At 60.0% G+C, this 23,332-nt stretch carries 20 protein-coding genes; 15 read left to right on the forward strand and 5 right to left on the reverse strand.

Going from position 1 to position 23,332, the window contains the following annotated elements:
• Positions 1–7 precede the first annotated feature (7 nt).
• The 9 genes from ON14_RS00465 to ON14_RS00505 are packed head-to-tail and all read left to right on the forward strand — an operon-like array spanning position 8 to position 14,520.
• Positions 8–2,008, forward strand: coding sequence for an Ig-like domain-containing protein (locus ON14_RS00465; RefSeq protein ID WP_141629898.1), 2,001 nt, complete (start codon positions 8–10; stop codon positions 2,006–2,008).
• Positions 2,009–2,055: 47 nt separating this feature from the next.
• Positions 2,056–5,958, forward strand: a complete 3,903-nt coding sequence (locus tag ON14_RS00470) for an Ig-like domain-containing protein (RefSeq protein ID WP_026037431.1) — start codon at positions 2,056–2,058, stop codon at positions 5,956–5,958.
• A gap of 40 nt (positions 5,959–5,998) precedes the next feature.
• Positions 5,999–6,964, forward strand: a complete 966-nt coding sequence (locus ON14_RS00475) for an AAA family ATPase (protein WP_010202216.1) — start codon at positions 5,999–6,001, stop codon at positions 6,962–6,964.
• Positions 6,961–8,328 (forward strand): DUF58 domain-containing protein, encoded by a 1,368-nt coding sequence (locus tag ON14_RS00480; protein WP_010202217.1) that lies wholly within the window; start codon positions 6,961–6,963, stop codon positions 8,326–8,328. The genes ON14_RS00475 and ON14_RS00480 overlap by 4 nt, the downstream gene beginning before the upstream one ends.
• A complete protein-coding gene (locus ON14_RS00485) occupies positions 8,325–10,808 on the forward strand; it encodes a DUF3488 and transglutaminase-like domain-containing protein (protein ID WP_010202218.1) in 2,484 nt (827 codons plus the stop codon). Before ON14_RS00480 ends, ON14_RS00485 begins: the two co-directional genes overlap by 4 nt.
• Before the next feature lie 18 nt (positions 10,809–10,826).
• Positions 10,827–12,164: a DUF5684 domain-containing protein gene (locus tag ON14_RS00490; protein WP_010202225.1), complete on the forward strand. Its 1,338-nt coding sequence runs from the start codon at positions 10,827–10,829 to the stop codon at positions 12,162–12,164.
• Positions 12,161–13,006, forward strand: a complete 846-nt coding sequence (locus ON14_RS00495; RefSeq protein ID WP_010202227.1) for a PP2C family protein-serine/threonine phosphatase — start codon at positions 12,161–12,163, stop codon at positions 13,004–13,006. Before ON14_RS00490 ends, ON14_RS00495 begins: the two co-directional genes overlap by 4 nt.
• Positions 13,003–13,761, forward strand: coding sequence for a hypothetical protein (locus tag ON14_RS00500; protein ID WP_010202230.1), 759 nt, complete (start codon positions 13,003–13,005; stop codon positions 13,759–13,761). Before ON14_RS00495 ends, ON14_RS00500 begins: the two co-directional genes overlap by 4 nt.
• A 57-nt stretch (positions 13,762–13,818) precedes the next feature.
• Complete coding sequence (locus ON14_RS00505) at positions 13,819–14,520, forward strand: hypothetical protein (RefSeq protein ID WP_010202231.1); 702 nt, start codon at positions 13,819–13,821, stop codon at positions 14,518–14,520.
• 136 nt (positions 14,521–14,656) lie between these two features.
• On the opposite strand, the gene ON14_RS15910 is transcribed toward ON14_RS00505, so the two are convergent.
• Together ON14_RS15910 and ON14_RS00510 are read right to left on the reverse strand one after the other, a co-directional pair.
• On the reverse strand, positions 14,657–14,818 hold the full coding sequence (locus ON14_RS15910) for a hypothetical protein (protein WP_010202232.1): 162 nt from the start codon (positions 14,816–14,818) through the stop codon (positions 14,657–14,659).
• 55 nt (positions 14,819–14,873) lie between these two features.
• Complete coding sequence (locus tag ON14_RS00510; protein ID WP_010202234.1) at positions 14,874–15,047, reverse strand: CsbD family protein; 174 nt, start codon at positions 15,045–15,047, stop codon at positions 14,874–14,876.
• Between the two features lie 170 nt (positions 15,048–15,217).
• Between ON14_RS00510 and ON14_RS00515 the strand changes: the two genes are divergently transcribed.
• Positions 15,218–15,901, forward strand: coding sequence for a helix-turn-helix transcriptional regulator (locus ON14_RS00515; protein WP_010202235.1), 684 nt, complete (start codon positions 15,218–15,220; stop codon positions 15,899–15,901).
• Between the two features lie 56 nt (positions 15,902–15,957).
• A complete protein-coding gene (locus tag ON14_RS00520; protein ID WP_010202236.1) occupies positions 15,958–17,070 on the forward strand; it encodes an FUSC family protein in 1,113 nt (370 codons plus the stop codon).
• Between the two features lie 35 nt (positions 17,071–17,105).
• Here the strand turns inward: ON14_RS00520 and ON14_RS00525 are convergent, their stop codons facing one another.
• Positions 17,106–18,092, reverse strand: coding sequence for a diacylglycerol/lipid kinase family protein (locus ON14_RS00525; protein ID WP_010202237.1), 987 nt, complete (start codon positions 18,090–18,092; stop codon positions 17,106–17,108).
• 160 nt (positions 18,093–18,252) lie between these two features.
• Here ON14_RS00525 and ON14_RS00530 point away from each other — a divergent pair, with 160 nt between their 5' ends.
• Complete coding sequence (locus tag ON14_RS00530) at positions 18,253–18,984, forward strand: phosphatase PAP2 family protein (protein WP_010202238.1); 732 nt, start codon at positions 18,253–18,255, stop codon at positions 18,982–18,984.
• Here ON14_RS00530 and ON14_RS00535 read toward each other — a convergent pair.
• A complete protein-coding gene (locus ON14_RS00535; RefSeq protein WP_026037432.1) occupies positions 18,946–19,755 on the reverse strand; it encodes a DUF1206 domain-containing protein in 810 nt (269 codons plus the stop codon). The genes ON14_RS00530 and ON14_RS00535 overlap by 39 nt on opposite strands.
• A gap of 43 nt (positions 19,756–19,798) precedes the next feature.
• Here ON14_RS00535 and ON14_RS00540 point away from each other — a divergent pair, with 43 nt between their 5' ends.
• From ON14_RS00540 to ON14_RS00550, 3 genes are all read left to right on the forward strand, one after another.
• On the forward strand, positions 19,799–20,650 hold the full coding sequence (locus tag ON14_RS00540; RefSeq protein ID WP_010202240.1) for a PPK2 family polyphosphate kinase: 852 nt from the start codon (positions 19,799–19,801) through the stop codon (positions 20,648–20,650).
• 86 nt (positions 20,651–20,736) lie between these two features.
• Complete coding sequence (locus ON14_RS00545) at positions 20,737–21,420, forward strand: phosphatase PAP2 family protein (protein WP_202800880.1); 684 nt, start codon at positions 20,737–20,739, stop codon at positions 21,418–21,420.
• A gap of 79 nt (positions 21,421–21,499) precedes the next feature.
• Positions 21,500–22,027, forward strand: a complete 528-nt coding sequence (locus ON14_RS00550; RefSeq protein WP_026037433.1) for a DUF427 domain-containing protein — start codon at positions 21,500–21,502, stop codon at positions 22,025–22,027.
• A 71-nt stretch (positions 22,028–22,098) separates the two neighbouring features.
• Here the strand turns inward: ON14_RS00550 and ON14_RS00555 are convergent, their stop codons facing one another.
• Positions 22,099–23,232 (reverse strand): baeRF11 domain-containing protein, encoded by a 1,134-nt coding sequence (locus ON14_RS00555; protein WP_010202244.1) that lies wholly within the window; start codon positions 23,230–23,232, stop codon positions 22,099–22,101.
• Positions 23,233–23,332 lie beyond the last annotated feature (100 nt).

Here is a 23,332-nt window from a genome sequence, read left to right on the forward strand (position 1 = left end):
CACCCCCGTGACCAAGATTGTGGCCGGTGTCGCTGTCGCAACGCTCTTGGTTACTGGCGCTGTAGTGGCGCAAGGGTACGACGCCCAAGAGGTACCTCGCGTTGAATCGAGTGTGTGGGTTGTTCGCGACTCGGGGCAATACGCCCGGGTCAACACTGACCTCGGCGAGATCGACACGGTGCGTTCCGTTGACGATCCCAGCACCATCGCCCAATCAGGGGCCGACGCCGTGGTGTTCGGGCAAGGCAACCGACAATTCTGGACAATCGACCCCGCCGTTCCGGCAGATCTCATCGCCGATGGCGCCCCCATCGAAAGCGAAACCGAAAGCGACACCAGCTCTCAGACCGAAGCAGCGACGGCAACGCCGGTTGGTACTCGCACGATCGTGACAGCAGGGGACTATTCGGTAGCTCTCACGGAGCTCGGAGCTGTCTTCGTCGGCTCACTGAGCGCGCCCGGTGACGGCTTTGTCGCCGTAAATCCGTTCGCGAGCGTCGAGGTCGCCGAGGGTGAAGACCCCCCGACATTTGTGGCAACCGCCGCGTCCGTAAGCCCCACCGGCGAGGTCGTCGTCTACTCGTCAGCAGAGAACGGTATTCGACGATTCGATGCGGTGACCCGCGAATTCACCAGCGAGCTCATCGAGATTGATTCGCCGCCAGATGCCTCAGAACCCGTCACAATGACCATGATCGGCTCCGACTGGGTATTGCATGCGCCGGGAGAACAACTCGTCTGGATTGACGGGCGCGGCGAACCGATCGCGACCAGCCTCGGCGCGGATGCCCTGCTCCAAGAACCCACAACATCCGGCCCCGCCGTCTGGTTAGCCGATGCGACAGGCATCGTCTCAATCGATCTTGCTACCGGCCAGGTCAGCACGGCGGTCGGCGGCGGCGCAACACCGGCGGCACCCATCGTCATCAATGGCACTGCCTATGGCGCGTGGCTAAACAAAGACGGCGGCTCGCTCTATGCGAGTGATACCGGCGAGATCGTCACCCTAGAGGCGGAACCCGAACCGCTCGAGGATGTCTCGGCGGTACTTCCCGTCATCCGCAGCAATGGGGATCGGGCTGTGCTCAATGAGACTGCCAGCGGAATGCTATGGACCATTCCCGACGGGCGTCTGATTTCCACCGAGCAGTGGAACCTAGACAACAATGACGACGTCGAAGACGACACCGTGGTGATTGACGACGCTGACGAACAAGAACCGCCAACAGCGGTAGCCGACTCCTTTGGGGTGCGTTCGGGAGCACTCGTGTCGTTGCCGTTGTTGTTCAACGACCATGACCCCAACCGTGCTGACGTGCTCACAATCGATCGCACTAGTCTTGGCGGGCTCTCCGATCCCGCATTCGGTGACATTGCTCTGGTCGGAAACTCTCAAACCGCGACGGTGCGAGTGGGGGCAGCTTCTGGCACCGCCACCTTCGCCTACGCCGTGAGCGACGGTGCCGCCGTTTCGGCTCCCGCTCCGGTGTCGCTCACCGTCGTACCGAACGACATTAACTCTGCTCCGGTGTGGTGCGGTGTTGAGGCGTGCACTCAAACCTGGCCGACACCAGTGCTCGCCTCTGGCGGCACAATAACCGTTCCGGTCTTGAACGGCTGGGTCGACCCCGAGGGCGACGCGTTCGTGCTCGCCGACGTAAGCAAAGCGGACGCCTCGGACCCCATCGCCGTTGTCGCTACCGCGGATGGTTCAGTCGCTATCCGTCACACCGACCCCAACGCACCCTCTGGTTCGATGGTCATCACGATCTCAGTGATGGACTCTTTCGGTGCCGTAGCCGAGAAGGAGATGACCGTTTCGGTCAGTTCGGCGCCGCAACTCGAATTACGTCCTTCGGCCATTAGCGCGGCAGTCGGAGAGCTCGCGACGATTAAAGTCGCCGACCTCGTTAGCAGCGGATCAGGCTCGTACCGACTCGTGGACGCTATCGACTCATCGGCAACGCCTGGAGTCTTAGTGTCTCGCCGAACTCGTCGACCAACCTGATCGATGTTTCCGCTGCGACGCCAGGGGAGTACCTTGTCACGTTTGCGGTGCAAGACACTCTCACCCTTGCCGAGAAAACCGCGATTGTTCGAGTGACTGTTGTTCCTGTCACCTCCACCATCGCGTTAGCGCCCCTTACGGCATTCGTGCGGCCCGGTGAAGACGTCACCGTCGGAGTACTCGATGCTGTTCAGAACGACACCGGCCGTGTGCTGATCGTTTATCAAGCTAACCCTCGCCAACCGCAGCTCACCGCGAGCGTTGTCGGGCAATCCAGTGTGCGCGTGCGCGGCACCACAACCGACGGCCTGCCCGGCCCGATCGGTACTGTCGGCGTCACTGTCACGGATGGTGCTGGCACCTTTGCCGAAGGAGAGATTGCCGTCTTCCTGGTGCAGCCGGCACGCGACATCGCCCCGATCGCGGTACCCGATACCGTCACGGTGCGCGCAGGAGCCCAAATTGACATCCCGGTTCTCGACAATGATGTAAGCCCTCGCGGCGAGAAACTTGCCATCTCGCCCGACTTGGTCACTTCGGCAACCGCGGGAGAGCTCGCGTTCGTTGCGAGCGGCGTTGTGCGCTATCTCGCACCAACGGTACCCGGCAACTACAGCGTGACCTATAACGCTTATCTTGAGGGCGCCCCCGAGCGACTGGCGGCTGCCACGATCACCATCACGGTGTTGGCGCCCGGCTCCAACCGCGCGCCACAACCCCGCACCCTCGTCGGTCGCGCGCTAGCCGGCGGCAGCACAACTGTTGTCGTGCCTCTGGTCGGCGCCGACCCCGACGGGGATGCGGTGTCTCTCGTTTCGGTGACGCAACCCGCCGCAGGAGAGGGCTCCGCGAGCATCTCCGCCGAGGGCACTTCCCTTATCTATCGTGCGCCCGCCGCTGGCGTCGCCGATGGCCAAACGTCGTTCACCTACACTCTGCGCGATTCTGAGGGGGAGTCCGGCCGCGGCACCGTTCGCATGGGAGTGCTCAGCGACGAGAACGCCGACCTCACGCCGCTGACATTCAGCACCCAAGTGCGAGCCCAGGTCGGATCGCAGGCGCCTCTGACAATTCTTCCGTTGCTCACCGATAGCGACCCTGCTGGCGGAACACTCAGTCTCATCGATCTTGTACCCAACGCACCGGCGAACACAGAAAACCCGGAATATGCGCGGCTCAAGTCGCTCATCGATCCCGCGACTAACCTCGACAAGGGCATCGTTTCGCTGCGCGCCGGCGACGTTGTCGGGTCGCACTCCTACATCTATACCGTTCAGTCGTCGAAGTCGTCGTCAACGGCGCAAGGCCTTATCGTCGTCAGTGTCTCTGAGAACGTTGCTGCCGATTACCCCACCGTTATCGACACGACCGTGACTCTTGTTACCCGCGACAAGCTCAAGTCGGGGCTCAGCGTTGTCAGCGACAAAGTTCAGTGGATCACCGGCGATGCTGGTGCCCTAACGCTGAGCGTGTGGGGTAGCGCCGCCGAGAAATACACTGCCAAGGGCGGAAGCATTTCTGGCCCTCTGCCCAAAGCCGGAACCCTTGTTCCCTTTCAGCTCACGGGCACAGCTCCGAATGGCGACGACGTCGTGGCCTACGGATTTCTGCGCATCCCTTCCTTCGACGACATGCGTGTGCAGTCGCGCGCCAGCGCCGAACCAGTAAAAGTAAACGAAGAAGCGACGAAGTCGATCTCCGTCTCTGACTACGTGCAAATCGGTTCGGATGACCGGCTAGAGGTGCGAGACGACGAACCATTCGCGGTTCAGCGCACCAACGCAACCTGCACGCCCGGAGAAGGTGCGACGGTTACGTACAGTGCCGGTCGCGAAGCACCGTGGTCTGACACCTGCACTCTCGCTGTGCGCGTGGACGGTCAATCAACGTGGACGGTCATCACCATCCCGATCACTATTCTTCCGAAAGACCCGCAGGCTATCCTCAACCCAATCTCGCGCACCGTAGCGCCCGGGGCGACAGAGAAAGTCAACCTCTACGACAATGTCACCACGTGGGAGGGCGGTCGTGAAGGAAAGCGTGCCGACCTCGACTACTCGACGACCTATTCCGGCTCAGTCTTCACTGTCACTCAGGCGGGGGATTCGGTCACTTTCGAAGCGCACGCTGACGCGGTGCCCGGCACCCGCGAAACAATCACTGTTGGCGTAACAAGCTTCGGCGGGCTCAGCTCGACCATCTCGCTCGTCGTCGGTATTGCGCCGCCCGATGCCCCCAAGGGCGCATCGTTCGCTCATCAGTGCACCGTGAGCGCAGGCCCATCCTGCGTCATCACTGCCATCGGAATCGGTGGCGAATATGATCCCTTCGCCGGCAAAACTGGCGGTGGGCTGACGCTCGTTAATGTTGTCTCCCAATCGTGTTCTGTCGCCACCATCTCCGTTTCTGGTGCCAACAATTTGCTGGCGACCTGGCCGGGCGGACCGAGACCGGCCGGTGGCGACTGTACGGCCACGTTCACCGTCAAGGATGCTCAGGGTCGTGCCGGGCTCGGAGAGCTGCGCCTTGATGTGCTCGGCTACCCGGCCAGCCCTTCCAGCGTCGTGACCACCAATTTTGGACCGACCTGGGTCGATCTCACGGTGTCACTTGGCGAGGCTTCATTGGCGCACCCCAGCCTGAGCGGCGTAGCGATTTATGAAGGAGGAAGCGCCGTTGCGGCATCCTGCTCCTCAGCATCAGGGGCTTACATCTGCCGAGTCAACGGACTGACCCACGGTGCACACCGTTTCTTCACTGCACGCGCGGTGAACTCGGTCGGAGAGTCGCTCGACACGTCAGCGCACGAAACATGGTCGTACGACTTCCCGGTAGTGAATGCCGTCAGCGGGGCCCCTGCCTACGATGCTGGCATCACCTCAGCCACCGCCGGAGCAGTCGACCTCACGATCACTGCCGGGCCGACCGCAACAGAGTTCCGGGTGCTGGTCGACGGCGGCGTTATCGCAACCCTGGCTACCGCCGGCCCCGTCACGAGCCAGCGCGTGGCCATCACCGGAACCGGGACTCGCACCGTGACGGTTGAGCCGAACAGTGGAACAATCGCCCCGCCGATACCGCGTGCCCACGACGGGTCAAAGTCGGCGGCAGTAACTGTTGCTGGCTCACCGAGCATCAGTGCCGGAGGCAGTATTTCGGCAACAGCGACGAGCATCACGGCAACCTTCGGAACACAAAACCCGAACGGGGCAACAGCGCCGTTCCCGACGGTGTACGGCATTGCGCAGAACTCGAACCTCTCCTGCACCGGCTCGCCAACGGGAGCACCAACCGTGAATGGTGCGTCGCTCACACAAGGCACTGGGGCGTTTACCGGTCTCGAGAACAACAAGCAATTCTGGGTTATCGCGTGCTACGGCAATGGCTACGGGATCGCCTCGTCGGACATCAAATCAGACTTCACGTTCAATTCGCCGGGCTCACCGGGCGGCGACCTTGAATATCGGGTTGCCAGTGCTGCGACGGATAACGGAGGTGGCGCATACAGCTGGAATCTGGAGTCTGGTCCGAATCCGACTGCTCCGCCCTTCTTCAGTTTGGTGTGGAATCCGCACCCCTTCCCCAGTTCGCTCGACCCAGACGTCGTGCCGAATTACACCGTGAAGGGCTGTATTTTCAACAACTCGCGCTGCGGGCCCGAATCGCCGATCACTCCGGAAGCCGGAAGTGCGCCGACCGCGATTGTTGTGCAATTTGTCCCGGGTAGATGTCTTCAAGCTCCGCTCGGCGTTGACGATGGCATCAATCCATTGTCGTTCGCCGCTGACGACGCTGAAGCAACGCAAAAGATCGTTGTCAGCCAAGCGGCAAAACCCTTCACTGACGCGAAGGCTAAGTGGGATCCCATGATTGGGGCGTGGACCTACACTGCGTCGTTCTTCGGAGCCTACGCAAACACGGCCGCTGTCAGCTTCGTGTGCACCCCGTAACTCAGACCATCACGATATTTCACCCCTTCGAAAGGACCCCATGACCACGACGCCAGAACAGGCTGCCTGGTTTGCCGAATCTTTTTCCGTGCTCGCGGGAAACGTCGAACAGGCGATCCTCGGCAAACGTCACGTCATTGAGCTCGTGCTCGCGACTGCTCTCAGCGAGGGTCACGTGCTCCTCGAAGATGTGCCGGGCACCGGAAAGACGGCCCTCGCTCGCACGCTCGCGCAGTCGGTCGATGGTGTTGCTTCGCGCATCCAGTTCACGCCGGATCTGCTTCCGGGTGACGTGACCGGTATCACCGTGTACGACCAGAAGCGCGGCGAGTTCGACTTTCACGCTGGCCCCATCTTCGCCAACATTGTGCTCGCCGATGAGATCAACCGCGCGAGCCCGAAAACGCAATCCGCTCTTCTCGAAGTGATGGAAGAGGGCAACGTGACCGTGGATGGTGTCACCCGCCCCGTCGGAACGCCATTTCTGGTGATCGCAACTCAGAACCCCGTTGAGCAGGCCGGAACGTACCGCCTTCCTGAGGCACAACTCGACCGCTTTATGATCAAAACGTCAATTGGGTACCCGGATGACGCGGCGCTTCTGCGCATCCTCGGTGGCATTGGCGGCGGCAAAAAGGTCGTCGAAAAAATTGTCGAACTTTCCACCCTGAGCGCCATGACGGAACTAGCTCGGGGGGTTTATGTCAACCCACTCGTACTCGACTACATCATGCGCATCGTCAATGCCACGCGACTGGCAACCGAGGTTCGTCTCGGCGTGAGCGTTCGTGGAGCGATTGCGCTGTCCCGCCTCGCGATGACGTGGGCTCTTGTGCACGGGCGTACCTTTGTGACACCCGATGATGTCGCCCAACTCGCAATTCCGGCACTCTCGCACCGCATCATCCTCGAACCAGAAGCCGAATTTGATGGCGTAACGGCGGTCGACATCGTGGGGCAGGTTCTTCTTGACGTTCCCGCACCAAGGGAGAACGGCGCGGCGTGAATAACGAAGTCAACGGACACACCAGCACCAGGGCCGAACACACCGGCACCTGGTCGCGCTTCGGCGGGGCGACGGTAACCCGTCACGCTTCGACGCGCGTTGGTGTTGTCGGCGGGGGAGTAGCAGCGGGGCGGCGTGCATTTTCTGTCGTCGTTCGCACGCTCGCCGCGGCCAGCCGCTGGCTGCGCGAGACGGTAACCGCGGCCGGTTGGCTCGTACTATTTGCCCTCGTCGGTGGCGCAGCGGTTGGCTTCACCTTCGGCATGGTTGAGGGATGGGTCGTTGCCGCCATTGCGGCCGTGTTGCTCATCGCGGCGACCCCTTTTCTTCTCGGTGGTGCGACCTTAGCGGTGCGCCTCGAAATCGATCGTGATCGCGTCGTTGCGGGCAGCAGTGTGACGGCACAACTCCACATGCAGAACGCCTCGGTGAGGATCGCCCTGCCAAGCATTATTGATATTCCTGTGGGCGATGGCCTTGTTGAGGTGCACGTTCCTCTGTTGCTTGGCAAAGCCGATCACGTTGAAACCGTCGCCATTGCGGCCACCAAACGCGGCGTGATTTCGGTGGGGCCCATGACGATTGCGCGGGGAGACCCCGTCGGGCTACTCCGCCGTGAAGTGTCGTGGCCGCAAGTGGAACACATCAACGTGCATCCGGTGACTGCTGTCGTTCCTTCAACCTCGGCGGGCTTCATCCGTGACATCGAGGGTTCGTCGACCAAAAATATTGTCGACTCAGATCTCGCGTTCCATGCGATTCGTGAATACGTTACGGGTGACTCACCCCGCCATATCAACTGGAAGTCCACCGCCAAGACCGGCAAGCTCATGGTGCGCCAGTACGAAGAGACTCGTCGTGCCCGTATCGCTGTTGTGCTTGATGTGAATATCACCGAGTTCACCGATGACGATGAATTTGAGATGGCGGTGAGCGCCGCCGCCTCGCTTTCCGTTCAAGGGATCACCGAAGGTCGGGAGGTGCTCGTCTCGCTTGCTGCAGCACAGGGCCGCGACGGCTCATTATCGATCCGCACCCTGCCAACAATTTCACCGCGCGCCTTTCTCGATGCCACAAGCCGCATTGACTCCAGTGATACTGCGGTGCGCATCGAAGAAGTCACAAAACTTACCTCTCAGTCGTTTCCCGAACTATCAATTGCGTTCGTGCTCACGGGAAGCCAAATTCCGCTTGATCGACTGCGGCTTGCGGCGTTTGCGTTTCCGACCAACGTTCGCACCGTGATAATCCGCTGCGAACTCGGTGCTGAACCGACCGTCAAATCCACTCGCGACTACACCATTCTTACTATTGGCGTTCTTGGCGATCTTGGTCACCTCATCGCGAGAGGAGCTCTCGGATGAGTCGTCGCAACACTCTGCCTTCGCTCGGTCGTACCCTGTGGTCTGTCGGATTCGTCGCGCTCGGAATCGCTATCGCGGCAGCGGCAGCCTGGCCGATCTATCAGACGCCGCGCGTTATTCTCCTAGCGGTCGTCGCGGGCATTGCGGGAATGGGGATCGCTTACCTTGCCGCCCGACGGGCTATGAGCTGGTGGGCAGCCACTCTCGCTGTGCTTCTTGTCTACGGCATTCTTGTGGTCCCGTTGGCGATACCGGCTGCCCTGCAGTCTCCGCTGCGAGTGTTAGCAGGAATTCGGGATGGGTTCGCGGGAATCGTCCTCGGCTGGAAACAACTCGTGACGATCGAGTTGCCACTCGGCGACTATCAGGCTGTCCTTGTTCCCCTCTTCGTGGTCATCTTTTTGGGCGCTTTTGGCGCGCTTTCCCTCGCGCTGCGTCCCGGAAAAATCTCGGTGCTGGCCGTACCAGTCGTACTCGGAATGTTTGCCTTTGGCCTTGCATTCGGGTCGAGCGCCCTCGGTGCTCCGGTGCCCGTGCTGTGGTGGAGTCTTCCCGGTGGGGCACTCGTATTACTCGGTGTCGCGGTTATTACGCTCAGCATGTCGTGGCTCATCGGGCGCTCGAGGCTCGCCAGAGTCGAGGCACTCAAACGTGCGCGCGGTACTGCGGTAGGCATTCGCCAGGCGCGTGAGACAACGTGGCCAATTGTGCGCCGGAACGCTCTCGGCGCGGCGATTCTCATCGTCGCAATCAGTGTTGGCTTCGCGGTCGCGCCGCTGGCGGCCAATACCCTGCAGCGCACAACAGTGCGCGATGGCGTCGAACCGTTCCTCAATATCAGTCGAGTTCAGTCGCCGCTCATCACCTACCGTGGTTGGTTTGCCGGAGATGCTCTCACGACAGAGCTGTTCACTGTCACGGATGCGCCGGAGAATCTTGATCGGCTGCGACTAGCTACCCTCACCGGGTTCGATGGCACGCGTTTCGAACTCACTGATTCTGCAGCCGCCAACTTCACGCGCCTAGCCAATTCTGTGCCGGCGGCAACCGATCTTGAGGTTGCTGTCACGATCGGTGAAGGCTACGCGGGGCCGTGGCTTCCTTTGCCTGGTGTCACGAGTGCCGCGCCGTCGTTCTCCGGAGAACGAAGCGAGCTATTGACCGATGGCCTTTTTGTCGCGCCGGGTGGTATTTCGGCGGTCGTCGTCGATGGCCAGACGGCAGACGCAGGGATCATCACTGCAACTCTTTCTCCGGGGGATCGGTTCGTCGTCAGCGGCAGCCCGCTGCCCGAATCGGGGGTGCTCGAGGGTGCCCAGGGCGGTGAACCGCTCATCGACGGCGAAGTGCACGTTGCTCTCGCTGACTGGGTTGACCGCCAAAAACTCCCGCGCACCGGCGATGGTCTGTTGGATGCCGTCAGCAAGTTGCGTGAGCGCGGATTCCTTTCGCACGCCCGCACCGAGGACACTGCGTCTGAGGGGTGGATCACGGCGCTATCGTCACGCGCGGACTATCTCTTCGAGCCGAGTCTTGCCGGGCATTCGACGGCGCGAATCGAGACACTGTTCACGAGCCTTACTGATCAGGAAGTTAAGGCCGGCGAGGACGCATCCGAAGAATCGTTGATTTCTGCGGTGGGGGATGACGAACAGTTCTCGGTAGCGGCGGCGTTGCTCGCACGCTATTTCGGGTTCGATTCGCGCATTGTTTTTGGGGTGCTGCTCGCTTCTGATGAGTCCCAACCCTCAGTAGTGCCGTGCAGCGCTGATGGCGTCTGCACCGGTGCAAACATCACAGCGTGGACTGAAGTGCGTTCTCCCGACGGTCAATGGGTGCAATTGGATGCCACACCGCAGTTTTCCGAGCCTCTCTCGCGTGTTGTGGTGGGAGAGATTCTTCCGGAGCATCCGACCGAGCCTGACGAACCGTCAAGCGAAGTGCTGGCACCTCCCGTATCGATTCGCGCCGAATCGGATGAGCCGCCGGCCTCCGCCGAGAACTCTGCGGCCGGGCAACGCGTGTGGGAGATCGTGCGTTGGGTCGCATTAGCTGTCGCAATCGTGCTGCTGCCACTACTGCCGATCGTTGTTCTCGCCGGGGCGAAGACGCTACAACGTCGTCGTCGCCGCGCAGACCCCATTCCTGAAGTTGCGATCGTCGGAGCTTGGGACGAGCTCATTGACCGCTATATTGATGCCGGGATTATTAGTTCGCCTCGGGGCACCCGCCGTCAGATTGCTCTCGCGACCGGTCGTCCGGCAGCACTTGCTGTCGCAGAGGCGGCAGATACTGCCGTCTTCAACGTTTCGGCATCGTTGCCTGCGACAGCAGACGCCGTGTGGAACATTGTCGAAGCGGAACGCGGCGAGGTCGCGAAGTTAGCGTCGTGGCGCCAGCGTCTTGCCGTCACGCTGAGCACAGCATCCTTTGTTCGACACATCAAAGAAGCACAGGTGCGCCTTCGCGGCGCCGCCTGACAGGAGAAGGAGTAAGAGATGAATGACACCGGGGACACCCTTACTTTGATCCTCGTGAGCTCTCTCGTGTATCTCGTGGTGTTTGCCGCGGTCTATGTGTGGATTTCACTGGCGCTCAGTAAACTCTTTGCCAAGCTCGGCATTCCCACCTGGAAGGCATGGGTTCCTTTCGTCAACACGATTGAGCTCTTGCGTCTTGGCGGCTATGAGGCGTGGAACATTGTGTGGTTCTTCGTCCCCTTGCTTAATGCGTACGGCGTCGTTTTGCTGATCATCTCGATTCACCGCATCAACGAACGATTCGCCCTCGGAGCGGGTATGACCGTTCTCGGTGCGATCGCCTTTCCCATTTGGGCCACAGTTCTTGGCTTCGGCCAGGCGCAACCGGTGGGCTCGGCCGACCGCCGAATTGCCGGCCTCATGTCGGGAAACCGAGAGATGAGAGCACCCGCCGGTCAGGCTTCGACGAACGCCTTCGGCGGATCGCCTGCCATACCGAACAACGCTCCGGCTCCAGCATCATTCGCTCCTTTTGGATCACCCGGAAACCCCGCTGCAGCAGAAGCGGATCCAGAGCCGTATCCGGAACCAGCGCCGCTAGGGACTCTACGATCCGCGCCAGCGCAACAACTTCAGTCCGGGCCCACGGCACCCCCAGCACCGCCGGTGCAGCCGCCAAGCTCGGGGTTCATTATGCCGATGCCGACGTCATTCCCCGAAGCGGCAGCTCCGGCCCAGCACAGTCCTTCGTCTCCATTCGCGGCACAGGCTTCTCCCGAGATGCCTTCAGCACCGGCGATACCTGCGGCACCTGCACCATTAGTGCCGCCCGTATTCTCGGCCGCACCGGCCGCACCGGCCGCACCGGCGTTCTCAGGCGCGCCGGCCGCACCCGCCGCAGATTCGTGGGCCCGCGATCAGCACGCAGCCACGTCGATGCCTCCCCAGCCTGCCGGTGATGACTTCGATGACGACGACGACGAAGACGAACGTACCGTTGTCGTGAACCGCAAGCCGATCATCCACTGGAACTTGGTGACCTCAACGGGCCAACGGTTGCCGCTGGCGAGTGACAACGTTGTGCTCGGGCGTAAACCTACTGCCGCGGATGGCGGAACACCCTTGCCAGTGCCCGACAGCACGAAAACATTGTCGCGAGTGCACGCACGGCTCACTCGAACCGATGATTTGTGGACGATCACCGACCTCAACGCCACCAATGGTGTTGTCGTGATCGATGCGTCCGGGGTCGAGACCGAGCTTGCCTCCGGTGCGAGTGCGCCGATCGCATTGTCGTTCATCCTCGGAGAGTTGCGTCTCTCAATCGAGTTCGATGCCGAAGGTAGGACTGCGTGACCCGAACTCACCGAGTCGGTGGAGTGACGCTCTCAGTGGGAGTGGTCACCGACGTCGGTATGAAACGTCAACTCAACGAAGATAGCTATGTGGCCCAAGCCCCCATCTATGTCGTTGCTGATGGAATGGGCGGCTATGAGGCAGGGGATCGGGCAAGTTCTGCGGTCGTCGACGCCTTCGAGACAGTGCTGCGGGGCAATACAGTAGCCACCGTCGAGCTCATCTCGGCAGCCCTTGAACGAGCCGATGAACTCGTCGCCGCTGTAGCCGGAACCACTTCTCGTGGTGCAGGCTCGACCGTCACTGGCGCAGCGATTGTCGATCACGATGGAGTGCCCAGTTGGCTGGTTTTTAACGTCGGTGACTCACGGGTCTACCGGAATATCGGAAGCTTGCTTCAGCAAATCACTGTTGACCATTCCCTTGGTCAGGAACTTTTCGATGCTGGCGAGCTTACGGCCGAAGAGTTTGCGTCTTTTCCCGACCGCAATGTGATCACGCGGGCTATCGGTGCCCCCGATTCAACCGCCGACAGCTGGATCACACCCATCGTCAACGGCGAACGGCTACTGATCTGTTCCGACGGGCTCACGTCGGAGGTTGCGGATGAAACCATTCGCGCCAGCCTCACGATGGGCGGCGTGCCTGATTCTGTGGCCTGGGGACTCGTTGATCTTGCCAAGCGCGCTGGTGGCAAAGACAACATCACCGTCATCGTCATCGATGTTATTTCTGGTGGGGGAGATGTGGCACGGGACGGTTCGACGGGCAGCTGGATGCGTGTGGGTTTGAGCGCTGAGGACGAAAACGACGAAACTACGATCCCCGTGGGGCGCCGATGATCGACGACGAGGATAGTGAAATCACTATCAGCAGGCCGGGCGTGACTGAGGCTGTCGACTATGGCGAGTCCGTGGATGAGTCGACGGTAGTTGTCGACCGCAGGAATGCTTCCTTAAACGAAGTCGACGAATCCACTGTCGTTGTCGACCGTCGGCATATCTCTGTCAGCGAAGTGGACGAGTCGACGGTAGTTGTCGACCGCAGAAGCAGCTCTTCTTCCGAGGTCGATGAGGCTACCGTCGTTGTAGCTCGTCACAGAGATGAGGCTGATGAATCTACCGTGGTCGTGAATCGTCACGCCCCAGACCCCGAAGCAACCGTGGTTGTAGCGGCGAAACCTCGGCTGACGGAGTCGGAGGCCGACATCGTTGCTGACGACGACGACGGCGCCGATGATGATCCTGAGGCGACTCGTGCCGTCGATCGGGGTAACCAACGAGCACTCAAAAAGGCGCCACCGCGGCGTCGCGGAACGCTGAGGCCAGCACCAGTCTCAGTAGAGATGCTCGATCGGGCAGTGCCGGCTGCTGGCCCTGGTGCTATCGCGACTTACGCCAGTCGAGAGATTCTGTCGCCTCCATTGGCGGGGAACATTGATACGGGTGCCGCGATTGCCCGCGAGAATCCGGCGGCACTGCCCTCCGTGGCGCGCCGTTCGGCCCGTACCGCCCTAATCACTTTCGGCAGCGTGGCGGCATCAATCGTGGTTGCTGTCGGTGGTCTGATCCTTATTGGGGTGTGGATCTTCGGCTAGGCACGCTGCGCGTCGCGTCTGCATTGCGCAAGCATCCACTGCACGTAGGCTCAACCCATGGCTATCTCCCGCTTCGAAGAGCTCGACTTTCAAGAAACACCGATGGGGGAGCTCACTCTGCGACGCCGACGCGAGCCCACGCTCGACGTTGATGTTTATGAGGTGAAACTCGGCGAGGAATACCTCATGTCGAGCCTCTTCACGGTTGCCGAAATTGCCCTCTCCGACCTCGGGCTTGCAGCCGCCAGCGGCGACCAATTGCGCGTCGTAAACGGGGGACTCGGGCTCGGCTATACAGCCGTTGCTGCTCTAGCCGATCCGCGCGTGACCTCACTCGAGGTGATCGACGCGTTGCCCACAGTGATCGACTGGCACAATCGTGGACTCCTTCCGGAGTCTGCAGAGCTCACGGGCGACAGCCGCACGACCCTCACCCACGCCGACTTCTTTGCTGTGATGCGTGCCGAACCGACCTTGCCGTACGACGTGATCCTGCTGGATGTCGACCACTCACCCCGGCACCAGCTCGACCCTAGCCATGCCGACCTCTATACCGTTGATGGTCTGCGCCGCGTGCGGGCTCATCTCACCGACGGCGGAGTATTCGCGCTCTGGTCGGATGACCCGTCTGACGAAGAATTCATGGAACGCTTAGGCCAGGTCTTCGAGAATCCCATCGCACATGCCGTGGACTTTGATAATGCGCTAACGGGTGGGGTGTCGTCCAACACCGTGTACGTCGCGACTAGGGGAGCGTAGTGCTCAACCCGAGTCGGCAATGGTTTAAGGAGAGGGGCGCTGGGCCGTGCGAGCCCAACACCCCTCGATCAGTTCATCCGGTTCCGAGGGGAATACCGCGATGAACCGCTTCTGCTAAGTCAGCGGATGGAGGTTATTAGACTCGACCACCCGTGAGCTTGCGAGCGAGAAAGACGATGACGGCGAGAACAGCCAGCACGAGTCCTACCCAGAGGAGGAAGTTGAGCGACTGAACAAGGCCGCCGGTGAGAAGCAGAATAACGGCGATAACGGCGACGACGATAAGAAGAGTATTCATAAAAGAGTGGTCCTTTCGAACGGATGAGGGAAGGGCGTGCTGAAGTCGGTGCTGGTTATTCTGAGACGGCGTCTTTGACGTTCTCGGCAGCCTTCTTGAGGTCAGCTTTTGCTTGATCTGTCTTGCCTTCAGCAACGAGTTCTTCGTTGTCGGTCGCCTTTCCCGCGGCTTCCTTGGTCTTGCCTTTGAGATCTTCAGCTGAGTTTTCGATCTTGTCTGATGCACTCACGATTGAGCTCCTACTCTTGGGGGAGGCTCGCGAACGGGGGTTAGCGAAGCCATGAGCGCAGCCGAAAACCACGCCCACAACCTGAGAATATTCGGGAAATCGGCTGAGTGGCTTCACCCTAAAGGGTGAAGAAATGCATTCTTCGAGCTAGGCAGCAATATTGTTGACGAATGAATGAAGTGCGAGTTGCCCTAGTCAACGATTATGAGGTTGTCGCCCGCGGCGTCGTTAGCATGCTGCGCTCCTATCGAAACCGGATTCACGTGGTCGAGCTTGACCTCAATAAGCAGGTCAATGAGCACGTTGACATTGCCCTTTACGACACCTTCGCCTCCACTCGGGAAGACCGCGCTGCCGTTCGGGAGCTCGCAGCAAACCCTCTCGTTGCTGCGGTAGTTGTCTACTCGTGGAATCTTGATCCGACTCTCGTGAATACTGCGATTACTCACGGAGCTGGCGGCTACGTCTCTAAAGGGTTGCCAGCTGCCCAACTTGTTGCCGCCCTCGAAGCAATTCGCAATGGAGGCGAGCGCGTTCACCTCGGAGCGACGGGCACTTCCGGTGTTATTGGCGGTGACTGGCCGGGACGAGAAGAGGGACTGACAGAACGCGAAGCCGAAGTGTTAGCGCTCATCACCCAAGGTCTCTCGAATACCGAGATCGCTGAGCGAACCCACCTCTCGATCAACTCCATCAAAACCTACATTCGAAGCTGCTACCGAACGATCGGTGTGAGCAGCAGAACCAACGCCGTGCTGTGGGGAATCGAACACGGCTTTCGCCCCGATCGCGTCAGGATCGAGCATCCAGAACCTGCACCCGGCGGCGGCGTAGATCTGATGGCACGTCCATGAGGCGACGCGAACTGGCCGACAACACGCTCAGGCCAGTAAGAAGAACCGCATGGCGAATGAAGTCAGACATCACCAGGTTGCGGATATTGCAAGCAGCAAAGACTGCCCTCGCCGTCGGCATTGCCTGGACGCTCGCGCCCTACCTGCCCGGAGTCGCCGATAACTATCCCTACTACGCCCCGCTTGGCGCCATCGTCAGCATGTACCCCACCCTGATGGGGTCGATGAAGAACGCGCTGCAAACTCTCGGAAGTCTTACGGTCGCTATTGTTCTCGCGGGCGCCGTGATTATCTTCAGTTCGCCGAGCCTTCTCACCATGTCTCTCGCCGTTGGGGCCGGCGCGCTCATCGCCGCCACCGGCTGGTTCGGAGCCAACCGCGAATATATCCCCGTCACCGTCCTGTTCGTACTCATCATTGGTGGTCCGGATGCTGACGACTATTCGATCGGATACCTTGAGCAAGTCAGCCTCGGCATAATCGTCGGCTTACTCGTAAACGTGCTCATCTTTCCGGCGCTCAGCCACAACGAAGTTGACCAACAACTCTCCAACTTTCGCCGAGTTCTCTCTGACCATCTGTCAGAGATTGCCGAGGCACTGGCCGAAAGTTGGCCGCCAGAACGTGACGGTTGGGCATCCGCTAAAGACACTCTTGTCAGCGTGTCCGGCGAAGTTCGAGCAGCGGTGCAGCTCGCCGACGAAAGCCGTAAGGCCAACCCGCGAGCCCGGCGCTATCGGCGTGATCTGCGCGCCGACTACGACGACCTCGCCGCCCTCGAAAATGTCACTTTCCACGTACGAGACATCACCGACGTTCTCACCGGCGCCGTCTGGGGCACCCCCATCAAAATCCAGCTTCGCCCCGAACTGCGGCCGGTGCTCAGCGAGGCGCTCAAAGCACTGTCGACGCTGCTGCACGATTGGGAGTCAGAAGAGGAGCGTGAAACGGCCCACAGCGCAGCAGTTGAAGCCCTGGCGTCGCTAACCGCGGAGCTGGATGAACGACAATCCACCGCGACCGCAACAACGATGGGAGCTTCTGCAGCAATCGCCATGGACCTCGCCCGGATCCTCGCAGCGTTGAACGACCGCACCGAACAAACCGCGAAACAGGAAGACCCCGACCCCGGCCCCGACTCCGAGACGGAGACGGAGACCGCAGAGTAGGTCGAACCGGAGACCCGATCAGCGCCTCTGCCGAATTATGGCAGGGGCACGCGCATCCGCAGTCCGGCCGGCTTGATGCGAGTCTTGAACGCGATCGCCTTTCCGAAGCTGTCTCCATCGAGTTCAATTTCTTCGGCGTGATTCAGGCGCACGGTCATCTGCTTCGCCTTCACATAGTTCAACGCGCGCACGTCTTTGGTCGTTAGTGCTTCCCCGCCCTTGATTCGGCGAAGAACCCCGTTTTCCCAGAAGACCTTGCCCATGATCTGCAGCCAGCCGATGACCCCCTGAGGCCGCATGACGGCAACGTCAAAGAACCCGTCATCCGGTGCGGCATCGGGAAGGAGAAGCACATTGGCTGTGAGCGAGCCGCAGTTTCCGACGATGATGGTGTGGGCACGCGCGGAGCGAGATCGCCCACCATCAACTCGATATTTCAGCTGAAGCTCGCTCTGATCAGTGAGAGCTTTGACGATTGCGCCGACATACGCGAGCCAACCGATCTTCTTCTTGAGATCCTCATCAGTGTTCACCAACATTTTTGCGTCGAGCCCTAAACCGGCCATGACCACGAACGCGTGCTTCGACAGTTTTTCGTTCTCGTCGCGAATATCGATCAGGCCGATGTCGACGAGGCGATCCTCGCCCTCAAAAGCTGTCTGAACCGAACCCTCGATGTCATCCAGAGGGAGATCAAGATTGCGGGCGAAGAGATTGCCCGTTCCCGATGGCATCAGCGCCAACGCTGCATCACTGTCGTGCACGATCTCGGCGACTGCACGCACTGTTCCGTCGCCGCCTGCGACGATGACCACGTCGGCACCGGCATCCAGAGCTTGCTGCGTCACACCCTGCCCCGAATCTTCTTTGCTCGTCGGAAAGTACTGGGTGGGACTCCAGCCAGCCGCCTCTTCGTGCACCGCAACGGCCTTCTTGATCGCTTCAAGATCGACCTTTACGGGGTTGTAAACCACGGCAGCGATCAAGGCTGGTGACGTAGTGGCACGGGGTGATTTGGTCATTTATCCACCTCAGACTTTCGGGGCTTCATCCGTCAGCTAACCGGGCGGATGTGATGGGATTCTGTCAGCGGAAGCCGATAGTGAAATGACTATAGCGGGTGATCGCGGCAGGTGTTCTGTATGTTTACCTTTCGCCCAAAGAAAGTTTTAGCATTACCTCATGGTGAAGAAACATCCGGAGGTCGCCGCCACCGAGCGGGCACGGCGCGTCCGTCGCTTTTGGCCACTTTTGAGTGGACTAGTGGCCCTTGGGCTGGTCGTGGCTTTGGGAGCCCTCATCGTGGTTCGTGACCACGGGATGCCCCTCGCCGTGGACACCTTCTGGATGAAGGTGCTCTCCGATAGCCGCAATCCGCTCTGGCAATCGGTATCGCTAGTGATGAACTACCTGGGCGCGGGGGTCGTCGCCAGCTTTATCGTGCCCGGCGCGATAATCATTGCGCTGCTTCTCATCAAGCGACCCTGGGGTGCGCTGTACTTCACGATTGCCACAGTCGTTACCGGTGGATCGGTGCAGCTACTCAAGCACCTCTTTGCTCGAACACGCCCGGACACCATTCTCGTTACCGTCGACTTCGGTTCATTCCCTTCAGGGCACGTAGCGAACGCAGCAGTGATGGCCCTCCTGCTGTCCATCCTGTTTCCTCGCGTATGGGTGTGGATTGCAGCGAGTATCTACACGGTTGTCATGATGCTCAGCCGCACCTATTTAGGGGCGCACTGGCTCACCGACACTGTTGGCGCATTGCTGCTCGGCATCGGAATTGCCGTTGTGGTCGCAGCACCGCTAGCCGCAAAGATCGACGGTGAGCGCCGCATCCGCAAGCGCTCCAGTTCTGGCCGGGTGCGCGACCTACAGCCGAGCGAAGCGAGCTCGGACGAAACAATATAGTCCGTAGGCGATCAGTCCGATTGCGATGACGATCAAGATGACGGCCCCAAACGGAAGTGCCGCCAAGCTTGTCAGTGCACCATCTAGCCCCGTGGATTTGCTGGGATCGTGCGTCACCGCCGCTACGACGACGAGAATTCCTGCAATGCCAATGGCGATACCTTTTGCGACGTAGCCTGAAATGCCGAGGGCGAGAACACTCTTTCGCATCGGTTCGCGGGGGAGCGAAATGTCGTCCGTGAATTTCTGGGTGACGCCCTTTCGTATGAAATAGACACCGACCCCGACCACCGCAACGCCGACAACAATCAAGACAATGACGCCGGCCGGGGACGACATCAGAGTGGCGCTGAGGCTGCTCGAGCTGCCCGACGAACTTGTTGAGCCTCCGAGAGCAAACGGCACTGCGGTTGCTCCTAGGGCAATGTACGTCAGGCCCTTGGCCGCTTCAGCGACGCGACGTGCCCATCTGCGTTTGGAATCGCCACCTGGCATCAGGAACGCCGAAATGAGGAGCCACAGTCCCAGCGCGAACATGCCAACGACCACCGTCCACAGGAGGAACACACCGCCCGGCGTAGACGCGAGTTGCTGGAATGCGCCTGACTGGTCTGCGTCAGTGCTCCCGCCGCCCGTCGCAATACCCACCGCCAGGGCGCCGATGAGAACGTGCACCAAACCATTCACGGCGAAACCTAGTCGCGCCAAAACGCGGAGGGCAGTGCTGTTCTTTGCGCTGCGGGCTGTGCCCGACACGGATGCATCATTCATGACGAATAGTGTAAGCGAGCGCATCAAAGAGTTACTATCTCCTATGAAAAAATCTGAGTGGTCTGGCAAGCCAAGCGAGCTGCTTCGGGTTGACAAGGGCTTCCGACTTGCCGAAGTAGATCCCGAAGCAACTCCCGGAATTGTTGCCACAAAAGAGTCGGGAACGGCACTGCTGCGCAAAAACCGACGTGCGCTAGCACGACTCCAAGGCAAGCTCTTCGCCGACAGCACCGTGGGAGGCAAACGATCACTGTTGATCGTCTTGCAAGGTATGGACTCCTCCGGCAAAGGCGGCATCGTTAAACATGCGCTCTCGGCCATGAATTCGTCAGGCGTCGTCGTTCACGGCTTTACGGCGCCGACTGACGAGGAATTACGCCACGATTTTCTCTGGAGAATACGTAAGCATCTTCCCGCACCGGGGATGGTTAGTGTCTTCGATCGGTCACACTACGAGGATGTTCTCGCCGCCCGGGTTCAGAACCTTGCTGACCCAGACACCATCGAAGCGCGTTACGACACAATCATCGCCTTTGAGCAGGAGGCCATCGCTAACGGCACGGTGATTGTCAAACTGATGCTTCAGATCGGTGAAGAACAGCAGAAAAAGCGGCTAGTCGCCAGGCTTCACCGCAAGTCAAAGTTGTGGAAATATAACCCAAGCGACGTCGACGACCGTGAGCGTTGGACAGCGCTCCAAGACGCCTACCAAATCGCTCTGGAACGAACATCCACGGCTGAAGCGCCCTGGTACGTTATTCCGGCAAACCACAAATGGTATGCCCGCCTTGCTTCGCAAGAAATCATCATGAGCAAACTCAAAGAGCTGGATATGAACTGGCCTCGCCCGGAGTACGACCTCGACGAGGAACGCGGACGGGTTGCGCACTCATGAGTGCTACCACGAACGGTTCAGGCTCATCATCAACGGATACGCGGCGCTCCCGCCTCCGTAGAAGGCTCTTTGTTGACGCTCGAACGGTGCCTGCCGCGACAAAGGTGCGGCTCTATGTGATTGCGGCCTCCCTGATTTTCGTTGGCATCACCAGCCTTTCGGTTCTGTGGTGGTCTGTGCTCCAACCGGACGTTCTTACCGCGATGGACACCGCGATTCAGCAGTGGCTCGAGGAACGCCAAACAGCAACATTGACGGTTGTGATGATCGTCTTCACGGAGATGTTTGGGCCCATTGCACTCCCCATCATTGTGCTGGCTGTGGTTGTGATCTGGGGTGTCAGGTCTGACCGCTCATGGCGACCGTTTCTTCTGGCAGCAGGCACGCTCACTGGGGTGATCATCGTGCAGATCATCACGCGCGTTGTCGGAAGAAGCCGACCGCCTGAAGACCTCATGTTGTATGGCCCAGACACGACATTCTCGTTCCCGTCAGGACATGTTCTTGGGGTTGCCGACTTCTTTCTCATTCTGACTTTCTTAGTGTTTTCGCGGCGCAATACTCCCCAATTGGCGGCAATTTCTTATGTAGCAGCAGCGCTCTTGGTGATCGCTACTGCTCTCAGCCGCCTCTATTTGGGGTACCACTGGACTAGTGATGTTCTCGCGTCGATGGCACTATCGCTGGTCATTCTCGGCACAGTGATCGCCGTTGACACGTATCGAACAGCACGAGTCGCTCCTGGTGCGCACTCGGTCGTCTCGGGGTAGCCGGTTTTCCGCGCGTGTCTCGGCTCCCGCCTGTGGACATTCGCAGCCGCATCCCAGCGGCCAGTCGCAGAATGAACGGATGACGCCAGCCGCCGGTTTTCCCCGATCACGCCCCCGCCCCAAGCCGATCAAGCCTCGCGCCGGTCAAGAGTCGGTATGGGACTATCCGCGGCCTCCACGAGTGGAACGCCGGCATGAACGTGTAATCGTGCGGTTGGGCGGCCAAGTGATCGTCGACACAACGGATTCCGTGCGGGTGCTTGAGACGAGTCATCCACCCGTCTACTACGTGCCAATCGCCGCGTTCCCCGACGGCGTTCTGATGCCAGTAGCGGGCACAAGCTTCTGCGAGTTCAAAGGAGAAGCCCACTACTTCGATCTTGTTTCCGGGGGAGTAGTCGGTGATCGAGCGGGTTGGACCTACCCCGATCCGACCCGAGGATTTGCGGAATTGGCGACACGAGTAGCGCTCTACCCGAGTCAAATGGACTTATGCGAAATCGACGGCGAACGCGTGAGCACTCAAGCCGGTGACTTCTACGGCGGGTGGATCACCTCTCGTATTGTTGGACCGTTTAAGGGTGGCCCGGGTACAACTAACTGGTAACACCGATAATGACGGCCCGATCTGGACATCGACGATAGCTGTCACCGGCGCGCAACGCTCGAATCCGCAATCTACAGTGCCCCGCGGAATATTGCGGCGACCGGCTTGTCGTCCGGGAGATCCTCTAGGCGTACCGCCCGCACCGTGCCGCCAGTACGGAGAACACGCACCGCGATCTCATCGACGAGGCCATAGGTAGTAGGGCTAGGCTCAGCTGCGAAAGTGACAGCGCCGCTCTCGTCAATACTTCCTTCCTCAACGGATGCGAGATCGAACAGAAGGGTATCAACAAGGCCGGCGGATGCTGCCCGTGCGACATCGGTCAACTGCGAACTAGCGTGGCCGTTGGCTCTCATTGTTCCGAACGACTCACGCCACGAAGCGAGTTCGTCATCGAAGTGCTTCTTCACCGCTTCACGACCTCGCTTTTCTAGATCAGAGGCCGAAAGTGAGCTGGGGTTCGCCGCAATACCGTGCTCGAGCAGACCCCGGTAGCTATTCACCTCACGGTACGCAGCCTCAAGATCTGACGAGGCTGCGAGAACTAGCGGAAGTGCGGAATCACCAATTCGATCAAGCACCGCATCCTGCACAGCCGAGCAATAGCGGCGCTGTTCAACCTTCGGGCCTAGCGCACCTGTGGCGCGACGGCGATCAAACCTGCCATCTGTATCCGTCGTTTCGAGAGTCTCAGCGACGTCAGCGGGCAGGTTCGGAAGATCAACGAGATGGATAGACGCATCCGGATGAAGTGCAAGCAACCGCACGTCACCCTCAGTAACAGCCAGAACGTAACCGCTGTGCGTGAACGATGTTGCCCGCAAGAGCGGACCGATATCGAACCTGTCGCCAACCGCGGTGTGGTTGGGTAGCTCGTTTCGCAACCGGAAGGCGCGCATGTTTTCCGGCGAAACGAAGACCGCAATCGAACGGGCGGGAGTTTCCCAAAAATCGCGGTCGTTGTCGAGGGACTCAAGAGATTCGCTGATCTTTTGGCGTTCGGCGCTGTCTAGGTCGATCTTAGTGAGCTGCGCGAGTGCTGCGGTCGCCGCAGAGCGGAGTGCGAGGCGGGCGACGTCGGAATCGCGGCCGATCGGTGGACTAGAGTCACCTGCCCCCGAGCCTAAATAGAGCGAAACACTGCCATCATTGCGCTGTTGAGACAGTTCTACGAAGCCTTCCCTAGTAGGGATGTCTATGCCCATGGCGGCACGATACTCCGCTTAGATGGAAATTCAATCAGTGTTCACAACCACCGCATTCGTGCGTTTCATAATTCGCTGCCGGGGAAAGGGTTGTGTGGCG

The organism is Salinibacterium sp. PAMC 21357 (assembly GCF_000247645.1).
GTDB lineage: Bacteria > Actinomycetota > Actinomycetes > Actinomycetales > Microbacteriaceae > Rhodoglobus.

Excerpts from the sequence above, each read along its gene's own strand:
- ON14_RS00475 (WP_010202216.1), top strand. The coding sequence starts at position 5,999 with ATGACCACGACGCCAGAACAGGCTGCCTGGTTTGCCGAATCTTTTTCC.
- ON14_RS00485 (WP_010202218.1), top strand. The coding sequence starts at position 8,325 with ATGAGTCGTCGCAACACTCTGCCTTCGCTCGGTCGTACCCTGTGGTCT.
- ON14_RS00490 (WP_010202225.1), top strand. The coding sequence starts at position 10,827 with ATGAATGACACCGGGGACACCCTTACTTTGATCCTCGTGAGCTCTCTC.
- ON14_RS00500 (WP_010202230.1), top strand. The coding sequence starts at position 13,003 with ATGATCGACGACGAGGATAGTGAAATCACTATCAGCAGGCCGGGCGTG.
- ON14_RS00505 (WP_010202231.1), top strand. The coding sequence starts at position 13,819 with ATGGCTATCTCCCGCTTCGAAGAGCTCGACTTTCAAGAAACACCGATG.
- ON14_RS15910 (WP_010202232.1), bottom strand. The coding sequence starts at position 14,818 with ATGAATACTCTTCTTATCGTCGTCGCCGTTATCGCCGTTATTCTGCTT.
- ON14_RS00515 (WP_010202235.1), top strand. The coding sequence starts at position 15,218 with ATGAATGAAGTGCGAGTTGCCCTAGTCAACGATTATGAGGTTGTCGCC.
- ON14_RS00520 (WP_010202236.1), top strand. The coding sequence starts at position 15,958 with ATGAAGTCAGACATCACCAGGTTGCGGATATTGCAAGCAGCAAAGACT.
- ON14_RS00525 (WP_010202237.1), bottom strand. The coding sequence starts at position 18,092 with ATGACCAAATCACCCCGTGCCACTACGTCACCAGCCTTGATCGCTGCC.
- ON14_RS00530 (WP_010202238.1), top strand. The coding sequence starts at position 18,253 with ATGGTGAAGAAACATCCGGAGGTCGCCGCCACCGAGCGGGCACGGCGC.
- ON14_RS00535 (WP_026037432.1), bottom strand. The coding sequence starts at position 19,755 with ATGAATGATGCATCCGTGTCGGGCACAGCCCGCAGCGCAAAGAACAGC.
- ON14_RS00540 (WP_010202240.1), top strand. The coding sequence starts at position 19,799 with ATGAAAAAATCTGAGTGGTCTGGCAAGCCAAGCGAGCTGCTTCGGGTT.
- ON14_RS00550 (WP_026037433.1), top strand. The coding sequence starts at position 21,500 with ATGACGCCAGCCGCCGGTTTTCCCCGATCACGCCCCCGCCCCAAGCCG.
- ON14_RS00555 (WP_010202244.1), bottom strand. The coding sequence starts at position 23,232 with ATGGGCATAGACATCCCTACTAGGGAAGGCTTCGTAGAACTGTCTCAA.